This is a genomic window from Streptomyces sp. NPDC042100, assembly GCF_055582325.1.
This window is the reverse complement of the sequence record NZ_JBVJDK010000002.1, coordinates 515,927-534,227: the sequence shown is the minus strand read 5'-3', so window position 1 is coordinate 534,227 and position 18,301 is coordinate 515,927. Positions and strand designations below refer to the sequence as shown.

Annotated in this window: 15 protein-coding genes and 1 tRNA gene; 3 read left to right on the top strand and 13 right to left on the bottom strand. The window is 72.1% G+C overall.

Annotation, left to right across the window (positions count from 1 at the left end):
* Positions 1 to 151 precede the first annotated feature (151 nt).
* From ACZ6J5_RS06540 to ACZ6J5_RS06490, 11 genes are all read right to left on the bottom strand, one after another.
* Positions 152 to 928: an alpha/beta fold hydrolase gene (locus ACZ6J5_RS06540; RefSeq protein ID WP_469388277.1), complete on the bottom strand. Its 777-nt coding sequence runs from the start codon at positions 926 to 928 to the stop codon at positions 152 to 154.
* A 172-nt stretch (positions 929 to 1,100) separates the two neighbouring features.
* The gene (locus tag ACZ6J5_RS06535) at positions 1,101 to 2,753 is read right to left on the bottom strand and encodes a bifunctional aspartate transaminase/aspartate 4-decarboxylase (protein WP_469388275.1); all 1,653 of its coding nucleotides are present in this window, start codon (positions 2,751 to 2,753) and stop codon (positions 1,101 to 1,103) included.
* A 10-nt stretch (positions 2,754 to 2,763) separates the two neighbouring features.
* Complete coding sequence (gene aspT, locus ACZ6J5_RS06530) at positions 2,764 to 4,467, bottom strand: aspartate-alanine antiporter (RefSeq protein ID WP_469388273.1); 1,704 nt, start codon at positions 4,465 to 4,467, stop codon at positions 2,764 to 2,766.
* Between the two features lie 46 nt (positions 4,468 to 4,513).
* On the bottom strand, positions 4,514 to 6,196 hold the full coding sequence (aspT, locus tag ACZ6J5_RS06525; RefSeq protein WP_469388270.1) for an aspartate-alanine antiporter: 1,683 nt from the start codon (positions 6,194 to 6,196) through the stop codon (positions 4,514 to 4,516).
* Positions 6,197 to 6,437: 241 nt separating this feature from the next.
* Positions 6,438 to 7,268: a carbohydrate ABC transporter permease gene (locus ACZ6J5_RS06520; protein WP_469388267.1), complete on the bottom strand. Its 831-nt coding sequence runs from the start codon at positions 7,266 to 7,268 to the stop codon at positions 6,438 to 6,440.
* Positions 7,262 to 8,257 (bottom strand): carbohydrate ABC transporter permease, encoded by a 996-nt coding sequence (locus ACZ6J5_RS06515; RefSeq protein WP_469388264.1) that lies wholly within the window; start codon positions 8,255 to 8,257, stop codon positions 7,262 to 7,264. The genes ACZ6J5_RS06520 and ACZ6J5_RS06515 overlap by 7 nt, the downstream gene beginning before the upstream one ends.
* A 4-nt stretch (positions 8,258 to 8,261) precedes the next feature.
* Positions 8,262 to 9,590: an ABC transporter substrate-binding protein gene (locus ACZ6J5_RS06510; RefSeq protein WP_469388262.1), complete on the bottom strand. Its 1,329-nt coding sequence runs from the start codon at positions 9,588 to 9,590 to the stop codon at positions 8,262 to 8,264.
* A 151-nt stretch (positions 9,591 to 9,741) separates the two neighbouring features.
* A tRNA-His gene (locus ACZ6J5_RS06505) sits at positions 9,742 to 9,814 on the bottom strand.
* Positions 9,815 to 9,942: 128 nt separating this feature from the next.
* The gene (gene orn, locus ACZ6J5_RS06500) at positions 9,943 to 10,545 is read right to left on the bottom strand and encodes an oligoribonuclease (protein ID WP_469388260.1); all 603 of its coding nucleotides are present in this window, start codon (positions 10,543 to 10,545) and stop codon (positions 9,943 to 9,945) included.
* Positions 10,546 to 10,691: 146 nt separating this feature from the next.
* Positions 10,692 to 11,864: a helix-turn-helix domain-containing protein gene (locus tag ACZ6J5_RS06495; RefSeq protein WP_469388258.1), complete on the bottom strand. Its 1,173-nt coding sequence runs from the start codon at positions 11,862 to 11,864 to the stop codon at positions 10,692 to 10,694.
* A gap of 307 nt (positions 11,865 to 12,171) precedes the next feature.
* Positions 12,172 to 12,525 (bottom strand): hypothetical protein, encoded by a 354-nt coding sequence (locus ACZ6J5_RS06490; RefSeq protein ID WP_469388256.1) that lies wholly within the window; start codon positions 12,523 to 12,525, stop codon positions 12,172 to 12,174.
* A 329-nt stretch (positions 12,526 to 12,854) separates the two neighbouring features.
* Between ACZ6J5_RS06490 and ACZ6J5_RS06485 the strand changes: the two genes are divergently transcribed.
* Together ACZ6J5_RS06485 and ACZ6J5_RS06480 are read left to right on the top strand one after the other, a co-directional pair.
* On the top strand, positions 12,855 to 13,376 hold the full coding sequence (locus ACZ6J5_RS06485; RefSeq protein ID WP_469388254.1) for a universal stress protein: 522 nt from the start codon (positions 12,855 to 12,857) through the stop codon (positions 13,374 to 13,376).
* Between the two features lie 163 nt (positions 13,377 to 13,539).
* A complete protein-coding gene (locus ACZ6J5_RS06480; protein WP_469388252.1) occupies positions 13,540 to 14,103 on the top strand; it encodes a GPR1/FUN34/YaaH family transporter in 564 nt (187 codons plus the stop codon).
* A gap of 146 nt (positions 14,104 to 14,249) precedes the next feature.
* Here ACZ6J5_RS06480 and glmS read toward each other — a convergent pair whose 3' ends face one another.
* Both glmS and ACZ6J5_RS06470 read right to left on the bottom strand, forming a co-directional pair.
* Complete coding sequence (gene glmS / locus ACZ6J5_RS06475) at positions 14,250 to 16,067, bottom strand: glutamine--fructose-6-phosphate transaminase (isomerizing) (protein WP_469388250.1); 1,818 nt, start codon at positions 16,065 to 16,067, stop codon at positions 14,250 to 14,252.
* Positions 16,068 to 16,108: 41 nt separating this feature from the next.
* Entirely contained in the window at positions 16,109 to 16,384 is a 276-nt protein-coding gene (locus ACZ6J5_RS06470) for a hypothetical protein (RefSeq protein ID WP_351662955.1), read from the bottom strand.
* A gap of 199 nt (positions 16,385 to 16,583) precedes the next feature.
* Between ACZ6J5_RS06470 and ACZ6J5_RS06465 the strand changes: the two genes are divergently transcribed.
* The gene (locus ACZ6J5_RS06465) at positions 16,584 to 18,224 is read left to right on the top strand and encodes a family 20 glycosylhydrolase (RefSeq protein ID WP_469388248.1); all 1,641 of its coding nucleotides are present in this window, start codon (positions 16,584 to 16,586) and stop codon (positions 18,222 to 18,224) included.
* Positions 18,225 to 18,301 lie beyond the last annotated feature (77 nt).

Genomic DNA, 18,301 nt, shown 5'->3' with positions numbered 1-18,301 from the left:
CTAAGAATCCTCAACCTCAGTCCTTCCGGCGCCCGTTGGGCGTCGAGGGCCGCTAGCGTTGCCGTCACGCGCTCCGCCGCCGCACCTCCACACCCCCCACACCGCGCGCCCCGGCCGGATCCCACCCCCACCTCCTGCCGGGGCGCGCACCTCACCCGGCGGCGGAGCCGTCCTCCAGCTCTCCCAGGAACTCCGTGATGAGCTTCCCCCACGCCGCCGGGCTCTCCGCGAAGGGCGCGTGACCCGTGGCCAGCTCGGCCAGGCGGGCGCCCGGGATGCCCGAGGCGACCGCGCGGTGCAGCGCGGGGGAGACCAGCCGGTCCCCGGTGGTCGAGACGACGAGGGCGGGGACACGGACCCGGGCCAGGTCCTCGCGTATGTCCGCCCGGATCACCAGATCGGCGTGGTCCGGGGTCCCGGCCGGGACCGACTCGGCGGTGAGGCGCACGATCCCCTCGACCACCTCGGGGCTCATCGGGTCGAGCAGGGCCGGGCTGAAGACGAGCGGCACCAGCAGCCGGGCCACCAGCTCGTGCTGCCCGCTCTCCGCGAGGTCCCGCCACAGGTAGGAGGCCTGCCGCAGCGCGTGGTCCGCCCGCGCGAAGGGGGCCGTGAGCACCAGTCCGGTCACCCGCTCCGGATGCCGGGTGGCGGCCCGTACCGCGACGGTCGTGCCCAGCGAATACCCGGCGACGGCGAAGCGCCCGATCCCCGCCGCGTCCGCCTCGGCGACCAGTCCGTCGGCCAGGGCGTCCAGGTCGAGCGGGGCGGTGGCGCGCGGCGCGGCGCCGGAGCCGGGCAGGTCGAAGCCGACGACCCGGCGCCCGCCGGCGGCCAGCGCGGCCCGGACCGGGCCGTAGTGGGAGTCGATGCCGCCGCCGGAGCCGTGGGCGAGGAGCAGGGAGCGTGGGGCGGCGTGCGCGGTCATGGAAGGTCCCCCGTGGTCGGCGCCCGCGCCCCGGAACACGCGGAGCGGACGCTATGAGATCAGCGACGGACTCACCGTACCAGATTCCATAACGCCCGCTACAGAAATATCCCCGCCTGTGGACGAAGGGCCCGGACCCCCAGGCCCCGCCCCGTCCGGGGGAGGGCTGCCGCTACCCCGCCGCCGCGCCCTTCCACTCCTGCGCGTAGTCGTTGAAGATCGCCCGCAGGTGGTGTCCGATCTTCAGGTAGTCGAGGTCGTCCAGGTTGGCGAGCGAGACGCGGACCGACCACTCCGGGCCGTCGAAGCCGCCGCCGTTGAGGAGGACCACGCTGGTCTGCTCGGCGAGCCGGAACAGCGCGTCCACCGGCTCGTAGTTCTTCTCCAGGAAGTCCGCGAAGTCCTTGCCGTGCACCCGCTCCGCCTCCGCGAGCAGGTCGAGCTCGATGTAGTACGCGGCCCGCTTCGGGTCCTCGGCGATCTTCATCTGGGCGCCTTCGAGGAGCAGGTCGAGCCGCTGCCGCACGATGGCCCGGATCTTGTGCTTGTAGGCCTGGCCCTCCTCCAGCATGTCGAAGAGGGAGAACAGCGCCATCTGCACCTGCTGCGGCAGGGAGAGCCCGGCCGTGTGGTTGAGCGCGACCTGCCGGGAGTCGGCGACGAGCCGGTCGATGAAGCGGATCTTCTCGGGCTCCAGGGTCAGCGTCCCGTACCGCTTGTTCAGCCGGTCCTTCTCGGACGGGGGCAGGTTCGCGATCATCTCGTCGATGACGTTGTCGTCGTGCAGCCCGATGACGCCGAGCCGGTGCCCGGTGCAGCCGTAGTGCTTCGAGTACGAGTACACGAGCAGGGTGTTGTGCGGCAGGTCGGCGGCGAGCGAGCGGAAGCCCTCGACGAAGGTGCCGTAGACGTCGTCGGTGACGATCATCAGGTTCGGGTTCTTCGTGGCGACGATGTCCTTGATCTGGTCCGTCACCCGCTGGCTCATCGCGAGCGAGGGCGGGTTGGACGGGTTGACCACGCAGACCAGCTTCACCGAGGGGTCGGCGAGCTTGTCGACCTCCTCGGTCGGGTAGCGCCACTCGCGGACGCCGGTCTCCGCGAACAGGCTCGCGTTGACGTTGACGACGTCGAACTCGTACGTGTCGAGCTCGGGGATCTCGATGTACGGGGTGAAGACCGGCACCATCAGGGCGATCCGGTCGCCCTTCTTCAGGATCCCGTTCTTCATCAGCGAGTCGAAGATGTAGCACATGGCGGCGGTGCCGCCCTCGGTCGCGAAGTACGAGACGTTCCCGGCCGGCGGGCGCTTGTCGAACATCTCGTCCGCGATGTAGCCGCGGACGATCTGCTCGGTGTGGGTGAGGATCCGGCCCGGCACGGGGTAGTTGTCGCCGATGGTGCTGTCGGTGAGCTCGTGGACGAAGGCGTCCTTGTCGAAGCCGAAGCGCTCGATCGCGTACGCGACGCAGTTCTGGAGGAGCTCGATGCCGGGCAGGTCCGGGTGCTGGCGCGCGAAGGTGTCGAAGCGGGCGCCGGCACCGGTGAGCTCGGGCATCCCGCCGAGGTTGTCCGCGGTCCACACCCGGCGCGACTCGGCGAGCGAGAAGTAGCCGAGCGCGTAGAAGGCCTCGCGGGGACCGGTGGCGACCCAGTTCGGGTTGCCTCGGCCCGCGTTGAGCATCTGCGTCTGCGACTTCTCCTTCTGGCCGGGCTTGTCGGCCTGCGCCGCCTGCGCGATCTTGATGAACTTGTCCTTCAGCTCGAACGGCGAGAGCTGCGCGAAGGACTTGATCTCCTCGCGGGTGAACGTGGTCTTGGGCACGGTGAACCCTTCAGTGGTTGAGGATGACGATGACGGCGCCCCAGATGGTCAGCAGGACGTTGCCCACCGCGTAGGGGATCGTGTAGCCGAGCGTGGGGATCTGCGACCGGGACTGTTCGTTGATCGCGCCGATGGCCGCGGTCGTGGTCTGGCCGCCGGCCAGCACGCCCATCAGGATCGGGAAGCGGATCTTCTGGATGTAGTGGCCCACCAGGAAGCCCACGATCAGCGGGATCAGGGTGGCCACCGCGCCCCAGATCAGCAGCCCCCAGCCGGCCGTGGAGAGCCCGCTGGTGAAGCTGGGGCCGGCGTTGATGCCGACGACCGCGACGAACAGGCAGAGACCCAGGGTGTCCATGAACCACTGGGCGCCCGGCGGGACGTTGCCGTACGTCGGGTACTTGCCGCGGATCCAGCCGAAGACCAGACCCATGATCAGCGCGCCGCCGGAGGTGGACAGCGAGATCGGCACGCCCGAGACGGTCAGCGCCGGGATGCCGATGCAGCCGCCGAGGAAGACGCCGAGGCCGACCCAGAGCATGTCGGTGGCGAAGGAGGTGGGCACCGGCTTGCCGATCGCCTTGCCCGCCGGGTCGACCAGCCGCTTCGGGCCGGTCAGGACCACCGTGTCGCCGCGCTCCAGCTTGGTGCTCAGCCGGTACGGGAACTCCGCGCCCGAGCGGTAGAGCTTGTCGATGTACACCCCGACCATGAAGGGCTCGCGCCGCAGGTCCGCGATGGTCTTGCCGAGCTGCGCCTTCTCCGAGGCGACCACGTGCAGGATCTCGGTCTGGTAGCCGAGCAGCTCGACGTCGTCGGTCTCCGGCCCGATGTTGGTGCGGGCGTCGAAGGTGATCAGCGAGCCGCGCAGGGCGCTGACCGCGACCACGTCGCCCGTGCGCAGCACGGTCTGCTGGTCGTGGTCGAGGATCTGCCCGTCGCGCCGGACCCGGGTGAGGTAGATCCGGTGCCCGAGCTCCTTCTGCTGGTTCTCGAAGTCGTCGATGGTCCGCCCGGCCAGCGCGGAGTCCCCGATCTCGTACGCGCGGAGCACGACCTCGTAGTAGCCCTCGGCCAGGTCGGGGTTGTCCCCGGGCGCGTCCATCTCCTTGGCGAGCTGGGCCGACTCGGCGGCCAGGTCCCGCTTGTAGAGCCTGGGCAGGAAGTTGGCCAGCAGCATGGCGCAGAGGATCGTGCCGAGCGGATAGGTGACCGCGTAGCCGATCGCGACCAGGTTCTCCTCGTTCTTCATCTGCGCGCCGGACAGCCCCGGCAGGTTGCCGATCGCGTCCTGGGCGACACCGATGACCGCCGACTGGGTGAGCGCGCCGCCCAGCAGGCCGGCCGAGAGCCCGGGGCCGTAGCCGAGCATCACGGCGAAGCCCCAGGAGACCAGCAGGCCGGTGACGCAGACGACGACCGCGTTGACGACCTGCGGCATCCCGTCCTTCTTCAGGCCGCGGAAGAACTGCGGGCCGACCTTGTAGCCGAGCGCGAAGAGGAAGAGCGTGAAGAAGAGGTTCTTCACGGTGTCGTCGATAGTGATCTTGAACTGGGCGCCGAGCAGCAGCCCGGCCACCAGGCAGCCCGTCACCGCGCCGAGCGCGATGGCCTTGTAGCGGAGCTTGCCGAAGAGGAAGCCGAGCGCGACCGTGATGAAGATCAGCAGCTCGGGGTGGGGCTGGAAGATGTTCCGGTTGAGGAAGTCGATCATCGGGAGGTCCGCCCTCCCGCCGGGTCAGGTGTCACCATGGGTCCTCTCACGCTCCGAGGATCCCGACCAGCAGGGGGCCGGTCAGGGGGAGCAGGAAGTTCGAGAGCGTGTACGTGATCGTGTAGCCGAGCATCGGCACCGAGCTCTGGGCCACCTGGGTGACCGAGGTGATGGCCGGGGTCGAGCACTGCTGGCCCGCGATGGCGCCGATCAGGATCGGCTTCTCGATGTTCAGCAGCTTGCGGCCGACGATCAGCGAGATCGTCGCGGGCACCAGGACCATCGCGATCCCGGCGAACGGCAGCAGCGCCCCGTACTCCTTGAGCAGCGGCCCCGCCTGGGGCCCCGAGACCAGGCCGGTGCAGGCGATGAAGACGGCCAGGCCCAGGTCCTTGATCGTGGTGGCGGCCTGCGGCGGGAAGGCGCCGAAGGTCTGCTTGCGGGAGCGGAACCAGCCGAAGAGCAGCCCGGAGATGAGGCAGCCGCCGCCGGTGCCGAGCGACATCGGGACGTCGCCGAAGCGGACCACGATCTGGCCGATCAGCGAGCCGACGACGATGCCGAAGCCCAGGTACACGAAGTCGGTGGCGTCGTTCTTGACCACCGCGCCGACCTTCGAGGCGAGCTTGCCGAGCCCCGACCGGGAGCCGACCAGGGTGAGGACGTCGCCGCGGTGCACGACGGTCTCCAGGGTGGCGGGCAGGTGCTGGTCGTTGCGCAGCACATCGGTGACGTACACCCCGCCGCCCGAGATCTCCGGGTGCTCGGTGGTGAGCCGGTCGAGCGACTTGCCGTCCACGGCCTTGTCGGTGAGCGAGACCTGGGTGGTGGCGAGCGGGGTGTCGAGGCCCGGGATCGCCGGGGTCTCGGGGCCGACGTGGCGCCCGGCGGCGATGATGTTGGACCGGCGGCCGACCATCAGCACCAGGTCGGAGAGGGTCAGTTCGAAGTCGGGCGGGGGAGGGGTGAGGACCTTGCTGCCCCGCTTCACCGCCTCGACGGTGACCCGGTTCCCGTTGGCCCGCTCCAGCTCCGAGACCTTCTGGCCGTCCGCGCGGGTGACCAGGAAGGTGCGCCCGACCATGCCCGGCAGCGCCTCGCGCTCGTCGTCCTCCAGGCCGCCCCCGCCGCCGCGCATCTTCTCCCACAGCTCGCGGGAGGCGTCGCGGAGGTTGATCCGCATCATCATCGGCATGATCTGGCTGGTGTAGATCACGATGGTGATGAGGCCGAAGAGGTAGCAGACCGTGTACGCGGTGGCCACGTGCCCCTGGTACTCGGTGATCTGCGCCTGCGTCAGATTGGTCAGCTTGCCGATGGACTCGGTGGCCGTACCGACGACCGCCGACTCGGTGGCGGCACCGGCCAGGATGCCGGCGGCGGTGCCGACGTCCAGGTCGAAGGCCTCGGCGAGGCCCAGGGCGATGCCGACGACGCAGACGACCTCGATGAGGCAGAGGGTGAAGAAGCGCAGGCTCTTCTTGTTCAGGTTGGCGAAGAACTGTGGTCCGGCCATGTAGCCGAGCGAGAAGATGAAGAGCGCGAAGAAGATGGTCTTCACGTCGTCGGAGATGGTGATCTTCGCCCAGGCGCCGAGCAGCAGCGAGACGATCAGCGTGCCGCAGATGCCGCCGAGGGTGATGGGTCCGACGCGGAGCTTGCCGACGAGATAGCCGGCGGCCAGGCAGAGGAAGAGGGCCAGTTCGGGATGGTCACGCAGGACTCCCATCCGGCCTCACCTCGCCCGTGAGGGGAGATTTGCGAAGATATCGGACATAAGGGAAAGCTAACAGCGGAGGGATCGTCAGAGCCTTCCGCCTCGCCCGAAAGGGTGAGCGTGTCCGTCGTGTCCGGTGTGTCCGCCGTGTCCGGCGCGTGCGGCGACGCGTAGGGCGGCGCCTATGCCGGCTCGTAGCGCGCGGCGCGTACGGCGCGTACGGCGCGTACGGCGGCGGGGCCCGGCCGGGCGCTCAGCCCTTCACCGCGCCCGCCATCACCCCGCCCACCACCAGCCGCCCCAGCAGCGCGAACACCACCAGCAGCGGCAGCGTCCCGAGCACCGCGCCCGCCATCACCACCGCCTGGTCCGGCACATAGCCCCGGCCCAGCCCCGTCAGCGCCACCTGGACCGTCGGGTTCCCCGGCTGGGTCAGCACCAGCACCGGCCAGAAGAAGTCGTTCCACGCCGCCACGAACGTCAGCGCGCCCAGCACCGCCATCGCCGGCCGCGCCGCCGGGAACACCACGTGCCACAGCATCCGCACGACCCCCGCCCCGTCCACCCGCGCCGCCTCCACCAGCTCCGCCGGCAGGGCCCGCAGCAGGTGCTGGCGCATGTAGAACACCCCGAAGGCCGAGACGAGCCCCGGCAGGATCACCGCCTGGAGGCAGTCCGTCCAGTGCAGCCGGGCCACCATCAGATACAGCGGTACGGCGCCGAGCTGCGGCGGGATCATCATCGTGCCCACCACCAGCGCCAGCAGCCCGCCCCGGAAGCGGAACCGCAGCCGGGCGAAGGCGAAACCGGCGAGCGTCGACACCAGCACCGTGCCCGCCGCCACCGCCCCCGCCACCAGCAGCGTGTTCGCCAGCGCCGCGCCCAGCCGCGCCTCCGTCCACGCCACCGCCAGGTTCTCCGGCAGGTTCCGCCCGAACCGCAGCGGCGGCGGGGTCCGGGCCAGCCGCGAGGAGGTGCGCGAGGCGGCCACCGCCGCCCACAGCAGCGGCCCCAGCGAGAGCGCCGCGAACAGCACGAGCAGCGCGTACGAGACGGGCCCGGCCCGCTCCGTCCGCGTCAGCACGCGTGCCCCGTGTGCCCCGCGCGCTTCGCCCGCCACCGGGCTCCCGCGCGCACCAGCCGCACCGCCCCGAACAGCACCACCAGCCCCAGCAGCATCACCCAGGAGATCGCCGCCGCCCGCCCCAGGTGCAGATTCACCCAGCCCTGCTCGTACAGGTACAGCCCCAGCGTCTGGAACTGGTGGTCCGCCCCGCCCGACGCCGCCGCCCCCGCGCCGAACAGCAGCGGTTCGCCGAACAGCTGGCTCGCCCCGATCGTCGACACCACCACCGTGAACAGCAGCGCGGGCCGGATCCCCGGCAGCGTCACATGCCGGAACCGGCGCCACCGCGAGGCCCCGTCCAGCGCCGCCGCCTCGTACAGCTCGCGCGGGATCGTCTGCATCGCCGCCAGATAGATCAGCGCGTTGTAGCCGGTCCACCGCCACACCACGATCGCCGACACCGCCGCCTTCGACGCCCACGGTCCGTTCTGCCAGTCCACCGGCGCGAGCCCGACCCCGCCCAGCGCCCAGTTGACCGGGCCGTGGTCCCGCCCGAAGAGCAGCGCGAAGACCAGCGTCGCGGCGGCCACCGAGGTCGCGTACGGGGCCAGCGCCACCAGCCGGAAGAAGCCGCGCCCCCGCAGCCGCGCGTCCAGCAGGTGCGCCACGCCCAGCGCGAGCAGCAGCTGCGGGACGGTCGCCAGCACCCCGATGGTGAAGGTGTTGCCGAGCGCGTTCCAGAAGAAGGGGTCGTCGAGCAGCCGGGTGTAGTTCCGCAGCCCCACCCACCGCCGCTCGTCCAGCGCCGTCAGCTCCAGCCGGTGCAGCGAGGCCCAGCCCGTATAGAGGAGCGGGAACAGCCCGAAGGCCCCGAAGAACAGGAAGAAGGGGGCGACCAGCCCGTACGGCGTCCAGCGCGCCGCCCGGTCCGTCCGGCGCCGCACGGCGGGCGCGGGGGCCCGCTCGCCCGGCGCGGGCACGGTCAGCGTCCCCGCCTCGCCGCTCACCCGGTCACCGGTCCAGCGCGTTGTCGATGGAGGCCAGCACCGCGCGCCAGGCCTCGTCCGGATCCCGCCCCGCCTGGTCGACCTGGAGCATCCCGCCCTCCGTCAGGTGCTGGGCGATCAGCCCCTCCTTCGGCCCGATCGGCGCGCGCGGCACGCCCCGCGCCGCCGCCGAGTAGATCGCGCCCACCGGGGCGTCCCCGAAGTACGGGTGCCGGGCGCCCGCCACGACGGGCAGCGCGAGCGCCGCGGAGGAGCTGGGGAAGCCGCCCCGGCGCTCGAAGAACAGGGCCTGCTGCGCGGGCGCGGTCAGCCAGGCCGCCAGCCGCGCGGCCTCCGCCCGGTGCCGCCCCGCCGAGGGGACGACGAGGAAGGAGCCGCCCCAGTTGCCGGGGCGCGGCGCGGCGGCCACGTCCCAGCGGCCCCGCCCGGCCGGACCGGTCTTGTCCATGATGTACGCGAGCATCCAGGCGGGGCAGGCGATCGTGGCGAAGGAACCGCTCGCGAAGCCGTGGTCCCAGCTCGGGGTGAACGGCGCGAGCCGGGCGGTCAGCCGCTCCCGGGCGAACTCCGCCGCCAGGTCCCACGCCGCCCGCACGGCCGGGTTGTCGCGCAGGACGAGCTCGCCGCGCGCGTCGTAGTACCGCAGCGGCGAGCCCACCAGGACCGCCGACATCACCCCGGACGCCGAGTCGGTGAACGCCACCCCCTTCGGGGCCCGCGCGGCGAACCGCCGGCCCGCCTCCAGGTAGCGGCGCCAGTCTCCGGCCCACAGCCGCCCGACGGCCGTCCGGTCGGTGGGCAGCCCGGCCCGCGCGAACAGGTCCTTGCGGTAGCAGACGGCCTCCGGCCCGATGTCGGTGCCGAGCGCGACGGTCCGCCCGTCCCGGCCGGTGCCCTGCGCCCACTTCCAGGGCAGGAAGGACCGCCGGTCGGCCCCGGGCGCCGCGCCCAGGTCCTCCAGCCGGTCGCCCTGGGTGGCGACCACCTCGGCGATGTTGCCCACCTCGACGGCCTGCACGTCGGCGAGGCCGGAGCCGGTGGCGAGGTGGGTGATGAGCTGCGGGTAGTAGTTCTCGTTCCGCTCCACGGAGCTCTGCCGGATCGCGATGTGCGGGTGCAGCCGCATGTACGCGTCGTAGAGCCCGGCCTCCTTGAGGCCGAAGTTCCCGAAGACCCCGACGGTGAGGGTCACCGCCCGCCGCCCGCCCGCCCCGGCGTCCTTGGGGCGCGGCGGCCCCGGCGGGTCGGTGGCGCAGCCGGCGGCGAGGGCGGCGGTCAGGAGGAGGGCGAGGACGGCCCCGTACCCGTTCGTCCCCCTCCGTCCGCTCCCCATGGCCCCCGACCGTACCGGCCGCCCGCCCGAGGCCCCGGCGTCAGCTCGCCGGACGGCCGGGAACTCACCCGCACGGGTGCCAGGCGGCGGCGGGGGCGCGCCGGAAACGCCGAAGGCCCCGGTTCTCTCGAACCGGGGCCTTCGGCATCAGGGTGAGTAACGGGACTCGAACCCGCGACATCCTGGACCACAACCAGGTGCTCTACCAGCTGAGCTATACCCACCATGACCGGCGGTTTTCCCTAGGGTTTCCCCGACCGGCCGAGAAGAAGTCTACAGGGTGTTTGAGGGTGCTCGCGCCCGCGTTGTTCGACGGGCGCGAGCGGGGCTCACTCCGGGCTCGTCGCCCGGCTCATTCCGCGGGGACGACGTGCTTCGCGGCGATCTGCTTCGCGGTCTCCGAGTCCGGGCCGGGCTGCGGCACGAAGACGGCCTCGCGGTAGTAGCGCAGCTCGGCGATGGACTCGCGGATGTCCGCGAGCGCCCGGTGGTTGCCGTTCTTCTCCGGGCTGTTGAAGTACGCCCTCGGGTACCAGCGGCGTGCCAGCTCCTTGACCGAGGACACGTCGACGATCCGGTAGTGGAGGTGCTTCTCCAGCGCCGCCATGTCCCGGGCGAGGAAGCCGCGGTCGGTGGAGACCGAGTTCCCGCACAGCGGGGCCTTGCCGGGCTCCTTCACGTGCTCGCGGATGTACGCGAGGACCTGGGCCTCGGCGTCGGCGAGGGTGGTGCCCTCGGCGAGCGCGTCGAGGAGGCCGGAGTGGGTGTGCATCTCGCGCACGATGTCCGGCATGGTCTCCAGGGCCGCGTCCGGCGGGCGGATCACGATGTCCACGCCTTCGCCGAGCACGTTCAGTTCCGAGTCGGTGACCAGCGCGGCCACCTCGATGAGTGCGTCGTCCGTCAGCGAGAGCCCGGTCATCTCGCAGTCGATCCACACCATGCGATCGTTCATGCGTCCTACCTTAGGGGGTGTCCTGGGGAACGGGGGGAGACCCGGCGGCCGCCCCCGGCACGCCCGACGGGCCCCCGGGGAGGTGTCCCGGGGGCCCGTCGGTCTTCTCGGTGCGCGGCTTGTGGCGGCGCGGTACGGGGGTGGGGCTACGGCGCGCTGCGCTGGCCCGGCAGCGCGGCCCGGCCGGGGCCGAAGGCGTCCGACGGCAGCCGGCCCGGCTCCAGCGGGCCCATCGGCCGGCGCGGAGCCGAGGCGAGCTGCGCCGGCACGACCGGGTCGAGCACCGCGGTCCCGCCGTCACCCTGCGGACGCCTGGCCCGGTACGCGGCCCGGTAGGCGGCCGGCGAGGAGCCGAGCTGCCGCCGGAAGTGCCCGCGCAGGGCGACCGGCGAGCGGAAGCCGCAGCGCCCGGCGACCTCGTCGACCGAGTAGTCGGAGGTCTCCAGGAGCCGCTGCGCCTGGAGCACCCGCTGGGTGATCAGCCACTGGAGCGGGGCGGAGCCCGTCAGCGAGCGGAACCGGCGGTCGAAGGTCCGCCGCGACATGTACGCGCGGGCCGCCAGGGTCTCCACGTCGAACTGCTCGTGGAGGTGCTCCAGCGCCCAGGCGACGACCTCGGCCAGCGGGTCGGCGCCGATCTCCTCGGGTAAAGACCTGTCGAGGTAGCGCTCCTGACCGCCGCTGCGCCTCGGCGGGACGACCAGCCGGCGCGCCAGGGCGCCCGCGGCCTCCGTGCCGTGGTCGGTCCGCACGATGTGCAGGCAGAGGTCGATGCCGGCCGCCGTGCCCGCGGAGGTCAGCACGTCGCCGTCGTCGACGAAGAGCTCCCGGGGGTCCACGTGGACCGAGGGGTAGCGCTTGGCGAGCGTCGGCGCGTACATCCAGTGCGTGGTCGCGGGGCGCCCGTCGAGCAGGCCGGCCGCGGCGAGGACGAAGGCCCCCGTGCACAGGCCGACGATGCGCGCGCCCTCCTCGTGCGCCCGGCGGAGCGCTTCGAGCGCTTCCGGGGGCGGCGGGGAGGTGATCGAGCGCCAGGCCGGCACGACGACGGTGCCGGCGCGGCTGATGGCCTCCAGGCCGTACGGCGCGGTGAGTTCGAGTCCCCCTGTGGTCCGCAGGGGGCCGTCCTCGCCGGCGCACACGAGGAGCCGGTAGCGTGGCACCCCCGCGTCCTGACGGTCGATGCCGAACACGGAGAGCGGGATGGAGCTCTCGAAGATGGGCCCGCCGCTGAACAGCAGTACCGCGACGACTTCGCGACGGCGGCGCCCGGACAGCTTCCGTGCCGCCTCCGGTGCGACGGAGTGGTCCTGGCTCATGACGCTAAGCCCCCCTCGGTGTTGGCGTCTCCCTGGTCGTGTCGCTGTGCCACGTTTCCCCTCGGTTTTGCACGAGACCCCAGTCTTCGGTACCCATGATCGAATCTACTGCGTCCGGTGCCGCCGGCGTGACAAGTTCTCCGCCCGGCGGATTGTCGACATGGGTACGTGGCGTGAAGCGTTCGATCGGCCGACGCAGTCCAGAGCGTGGACGCCAAGCCCTACGCGGGTTGAGCGGTCTTCGGCCAGTCTTTGACCGCTAGTCGGAACTTGGCTGAAAACGTATGGGAATCGACGTACGACCCTGTCAACTCCGAGGGTGTCCGCGACCAGTACGGGGGCGCGCGCGCTCGGCGCGCAAGCCATTTTCCGAGCGGCGCAGCAGCACCCGGCAGGCGGCCGTCACGGCGGCGAGCCCCAGGGCCGCGCCGGCGGCGCCGCCGAGGGAGGTCCCGTAGACCACCAGGACCACCGGCACGAGCGCGCAGCAGAAGACCGCCCAGCGCACCACGTCGCTCGCCGCGTCCGGCCCCGGGGCGGCCGGCTCCTCCGCCGGGGTCCGGCGCCGCCCGCGCGGGGCGGGGGGCCCGGCGGCGGCGCGGGGCGCGGCTCCGGGGGCTTCGGGGGGCCGGACGGCGGGGGCGGAGGAGGGTGCGGGCACGGGCGGACTCCCTGCGGCGACGGCGTGACCTGTGGGAACGAGGAATGGAACGTTCCGGTCACTGCGGCGGGCGCCCGTTCGGCCCCCTGCCGACAGCTGTAGGGGACAAGCGGCATTGCGCGAGGGTGCGGGGCTCGTGCATTCTCCGGGGAACGCCGTAAGGGTGTCCCCCGAAGTGCCGGAGACACCCCTGGGCACGGGAGGAGTGTCGCCGTACCCTTGGGGGTATGGGCTTGGGAAGATGATTCCCGGACACAGCTCCGCCGCCAACCGTTGTTCCGCTCCCCCTTTCCGTCCCTCCCAAGAGGACTCTCTTCGCCGAGACACCGATGGCCGGTCACGAATTCCCCGAACCCGCGGACCGCAAGCGCGTCGCCGACTCCACGGCCGACCCCCTCGCGGTGGAACAGCCACGCCACTCCTGCGATCCGGCCTTCCGGCACGGAGTGGTCGTCGGCTTCGACGGCTCCACGTCCAGTGAGCGCGCCCTCGCCTACGCCATCGGCATGGCCCGCCGCTCGGCCTCGGGCCTGATCATCGTGCACGTCGCCAACCGGCTGCCCACCACCGTGTGGGCCGGCTGCGAGCCGCCGGTCTTCGTGGACGTGCCCGACCATCGCACCGAGGTCCTCGGGCTGGAGCTCGCCTGTGCCGAGCACCTCTCCGAGGTGCCCTGGATCCTGGTCGAGCGCGGCGGGGACATCTGCCACGAACTGGAGGAGGTCGGCAAGGAGTACGCCGCCGACGCCATCGTGGTCGGCTCCACCCATGGCATCGTCGGCCGGATCTTCGGCTCGGTGGCCGGCCGGCTCGCCCGGCGGGCCCAGCGGCCCGTCGTCGTCATCCCGTAGCCGGACCGTACGCGTCCGTCCCAGCGGACACATCGTCAACTCCCTTGATTCGGCCAATATTTCGGCCTTCCTCAGGTGAATTGTGTGCTTGTGAAGGGTAGCTAAAGAGCACCGGAACAAAGTGGCCCAAGCAGCACAACTGCACTCCTGAAGGGAGCCCGCCGTGTCCAACGAAGCCGCCGCGGGAAACACCACCTCCACCCTCGGAAACCTCGCCCTCGGACTCACCCTCCTCGCCTTCGGCCTCGGCTCCACCGGCGTGATCGACCACGTCGGCCCGTCCGACGCCGCCGGTCTCGCCACCTTCGTCGGGGGCGTCGCCCTCTTCGTCGTCGGCCTGCTCGCCCTGCGCGCCGGCGACAGCGGCACGGGCACCGCCTACGCGGCCCTCGGTGCCTTCTGGTTCACCTGGGGCACCGGCGCGGGCGGCGAGCACTCCTCCGAGGCCGCCGGGCTCTTCCTGCTGCTGTGGGCGCTCCTCGCGCTCACCCTGACCCTCGCGGCGGGCGGCAGCGGGCTGTTCGGCCAGGGCGTGTACGGGCTGCTGTTCGTCGCGCTGCTGCTCCTGGGCATCGGCGCCCTCGCGGGCAACGCGGGCCTCGGCAAGGCGGGCGGCTGGGTCGCCGCGGTCGCCGGTCTCGCGGCCTGGTACGGCGCCACGGCCGCCGCCGCGGGCTGGCCGACCTCGGTGGCCCGGGCGTCCCGTGGAGCGGCCGCCGCGAGCTGAGCGGCCGGCGGGACGTACGCGGACACGGCGTACGAAAGCGGCGGTCCCCGTGCACCTGGGATGCACGGGGACCGCTTTCGTGTCCGGTCGACCGCCGGGGGACAGGCCTGGCGGGCGGGGCCCCGGGGGACAGGCCCGGGGCGCCCCTACTCGACCGTGACGGACTTGGCCAGGTTGCGCGGCTTGTCGATGTCGCGGCCCATGGCGAGCGCCGTGTGGTAGGCGAGGAGCTGGAGCGGGATGCCCATCAGGATGGGGTCGAGCTCGTCCTCGTTCTTCGGCACGACGATGGTGTGGTCGGCCTTCTCCTGGACCTGGTGCGCGACCGCGAGGATCCGGCCGCTGCGGGCCTTGATCTCCTCCAGCGCGGCGCGGTTCTTCTCCAGCAGGTCGTCGTCGGGGACGATGGCGACCGTCGGCAGGGCGGGCTCGATGAGGGCGAGCGGGCCGTGCTTCAGCTCGGAGGCCGGGTAGGCCTCGGCGTGGATGTAGGAGATCTCCTTCAGCTTGAGGGAGGCCTCCAGGGCGACCGGGTAGCCCCGGACGCGGCCGATGAACATCATCGACTGGGCGCCCGCGTACTCCTTGGCCAGCTTCTTGATCTCGTCCTCGCTCTTGAGGATCTCCTCGATCTGGCCGGGCAGCCGGCGCAGGCCCTCGATGATCCGCTTGCCGTCGGTGACGGACAGGTCGCGGATGCGGCCGAGGTGCAGGGCGAGCAGCGCGAAGGCGACCACCGTGTTGGTGAAGCACTTGGTGGAGACGACGCAGACCTCGGGGCCGGCGTGCACGTACACGCCGCCGTCGGCCTCGCGGGCGATCGCGGAGCCGACCACGTTGACGACGCCGAGGACCCGGGCGCCCTTGCGCTTGAGCTCCTGGACGGCGGCCAGCACGTCGTAGGTCTCGCCGGACTGGGAGACCGCGACGTACAGGGTGTCGGGGTCCACGACCGGGTTGCGGTAGCGGAACTCGGAGGCCGGCTCGGCGTCGGCCGGGATGCGGGCCATGCCCTCGATCAGCGAGGCGCCGATCAGACCGGCGTGGTACGAGGTGCCGCAGCCGAGGATCTTGATCCGGCGGATGGAGCGGGCCTCGCGGGCGTCCAGGTTGAGGCCGCCGAGGTGCACGGTGGAGAAGCGGTCGTCGATCCGGCCGCGCAGCACGCGGTCGACCGCGTCGGGCTGCTCGGAGATCTCCTTGTGCATGTACGTGTCGTGGCCGCCCATGTCGTACGAGGCGGCCTCCCACTCGACGGTCTCCGGGGTGGCGGTGGTGGACGCGCCCGTCGTCGTGTACGTGCGGAAGTCGTCGGCCTTCAGGGTGGCCATCTCGCCGTCGTCGAGGGTGACGACCTGGCGGGTGTGGGCGACCAGGGCGGCGACGTCGGAGGCGACGAACATCTCCTTCTCGCCGATGCCGAGGACGACCGGGGAGCCGTTGCGGGCCACCACGATGCGGTCGTTGAAGTCGGCGTGCATCACAGCGATGCCGTAGGTGCCCTCGATGTGCTTGAGCGCCTCGCGGACCTTCTCCTCCAGGGAGTCGGCCTGGGAGCGGGCGATCAGGTGGACGATGACCTCGGTGTCGGTCTCGGAGACGAAGACGACGCCCTCGGCCTCCAGCTTGACGCGCAGCTCGGCCGCGTTGTCGACGATGCCGTTGTGGACGACGGCGACCTTGTTCTCCGCGTCGAGGTGCGGGTGCGCGTTGATGTCGCTGGGGGCGCCGTGGGTGGCCCAGCGGGTGTGGGCGATGCCGGTGGTGCCGGCGAAGCGCTTGGGGACCCGGGCCTCCAGGTCGCGGACCCGGCCCTTGGCCTTGACCATCTTCAGGCCGGCGGCCTTCGGGCTGGTGACGACGATGCCGGCGGAGTCGTAACCGCGGTACTCCAGGCGCTGGAGTCCTTCGAGCAGCAGCGGGGCGACGTCACGCCTGCCGATGTAACCGACGATTCCACACACAGGTGTTGATCCTCCAAGGTCAGTGGGGGCGCTCGGCCGACTCAGCCGTAGACGATGCGGCGCAGCTGCCGGAGGGAGAGCTCCGGGGGCGCCACCGCGCGGTGCGGGAGTTCGCCCGCGATCCGCTCGAAGATCTCGGCGTTCACCGAGCCGCCCGACTGCAGTTCGCGATGGCGGCGCCGGACGAAGTCCTCGGTCGACTCGTCGAAGTACGCCAGCACGTCGAGCACCACCCGGGCGGCCTCACCGCGCTGGAGCGCGGTGCTGCGGACCAGATGGTCGATGAGGTCGTCGTGCGACGGTCGGCGTTCGAGCACCCGTGAATACTGAGGGGTACCCGAGGGGCATTGCAAGAATCCTGCCCGAAATCGGGCAGCAGGAGCCATGATCGCGCCGCCGAATGGGCTAATTGGTCTACACCTTGACCGCGACTGAGGCGCGGGGTACGCATGGTGACCGAACGGATACGCCACGCTCGCCGCACGCCCATCGACCGTCATCGAAAGGGACAGGCCCGTGAGACAGCGCAGAACGTTTCCGCGACTCCTCGGTTCACTCCTCCTCGTCGCCGCCGGCCTCGCCACCGTCGGCGCCGTCGGCCCCCCGCGCGCCGACGGCCGGGAACCCGCCGCCCCCCGCCCGCTCGGCGCGGTCGTGCCCGCGCCCGCCGCCGTCGCCCCCGGCGGCGCCCCGTACACCCTCGGCCGCTCCAGCGTCGTCCGCGTCGACCCGGGCACCGGCGGCGCCCAGGCCCGCGAGTCCCGCGCCATCGGCCGCTACCTCGCCGGACTGCTCCGCCCCTCCACCGGCTACCCGCTGCCCGTCGTCGACGCCCACGCCGACGACGCGGCCCGGGGCGGCATCCTGCTCCGCGTCTCCCCGCGCGCCACCGCGCTCGGCGAGGAGGGCTACGAGCTGCGCTCCGGCCGCACCGGCGTCACCCTCACCGCGCACCGGCCCGCCGGGCTCTTCCGCGGCGTCCAGACCCTGCGCCAGCAGCTCCCCGCCGCCGTCGAGAAGCGCACCGTCCAGCCCGGCCCCTGGCAGATCGCCGGCGGCACCGTCACCGACACCCCGCGCTTCGCCTACCGGGGCGCCATGCTCGACGTCTCCCGCCACTTCTTCACCGTCGACCAGGTCAAGCGCTACATCGACCAGCTCGCCCTCTACAAGATCAACAAGCTGCATCTGCACCTCAGCGACGACCAGGGCTGGCGCATCGCCATCGACTCCTGGCCCCGGCTCGCCACGTACGGCGGCTCCACCCAGGTCGGCGGCGGCCCCGGCGGCTTCTACACCAAGGACGACTACCGCGAGATCGTCCGCTACGCCGCCTCCCGCTACCAGGAGGTCGTCCCCGAGATCGACCTGCCCGGCCACACCAACGCGGCCCTCGCCTCCTACGCCGAACTCAACTGCGACGGCGTCGCCCCGCCGCTCTACACCGGCACCTCCGTCGGCTTCAGCTCGCTGTGCGTGCCGAAGGAGATCACGTACGACTTCGTCGACGACGTGATCCGCGAGCTCGCCGCCCTCACCCCGGGCCGCTACCTCCACATCGGCGGCGACGAGGCCCACTCCACCAGCCACGAGGACTACGTCGCCTTCATGGACCGGGTCCAGCCCGTCGTCGCGAAGTACGGCAAGACGGTCATCGGCTGGCACCAGCTGACCGGCGCCCGGCCCGCCGAGGGCGCCCTCGTCCAGTACTGGGGCCTGGACCGCGGCTCCGCCGCCGAGAAGGAGCGGGTCGCGGCGGCCGGCCGGAACGGCACCGGGGTCATCCTGTCGCCCGCCGACCGCGCCTACCTCGACATGAAGTACACCAAGGACACCCCGCTCGGCCTCTCCTGGGCCGGCTACGTCGAGGTCCAGCGGTCCTACGACTGGAACCCCGCCACCCTCCTGCCCGGCCTGCCCGAATCGGCGATCGCGGGCGTGGAGGCCCCGCTGTGGACCGAGACGATCTCGCGGAGCGCCCACATCGACACCATGGCCTTCCCCCGCCTGCCCGGCATCGCCGAGCTCGGCTGGTCCCCGGCCGCCACCCACGACTGGGAGGCGTACAGGCTCCGCCTCGCCGCGCAGGGCCCGCGCCTGACCGCCCTCGGCATCGGCTACCACCGCTCGCCGCAGGTGCCGTGGGAGGCCGAGTAGGCAGACGCGCGACGGCGCGGGCCCCGGCGGAGGACCGTACTCCGCCGGGGCCCGCGCCGGGCCGTGGGGTGGGTGGG

Bases quoted from the DNA above. Each gene is read 5' to 3' on its own strand.
- ACZ6J5_RS06540 (WP_469388277.1), bottom strand. From the start codon at position 928: ATGACCGCGCACGCCGCCCCACGCTCCCTGCTCCTCGCCCACGGCTCC.
- aspT (WP_469388273.1), bottom strand. From the start codon at position 4,467: ATGATCGACTTCCTCAACCGGAACATCTTCCAGCCCCACCCCGAGCTG.
- aspT (WP_469388270.1), bottom strand. From the start codon at position 6,196: ATGGGAGTCCTGCGTGACCATCCCGAACTGGCCCTCTTCCTCTGCCTG.
- ACZ6J5_RS06510 (WP_469388262.1), bottom strand. From the start codon at position 9,590: ATGGGGAGCGGACGGAGGGGGACGAACGGGTACGGGGCCGTCCTCGCC.
- orn (WP_469388260.1), bottom strand. From the start codon at position 10,545: ATGAACGATCGCATGGTGTGGATCGACTGCGAGATGACCGGGCTCTCG.
- ACZ6J5_RS06495 (WP_469388258.1), bottom strand. From the start codon at position 11,864: ATGAGCCAGGACCACTCCGTCGCACCGGAGGCGGCACGGAAGCTGTCC.
- ACZ6J5_RS06485 (WP_469388254.1), top strand. From the start codon at position 12,855: ATGGCCGGTCACGAATTCCCCGAACCCGCGGACCGCAAGCGCGTCGCC.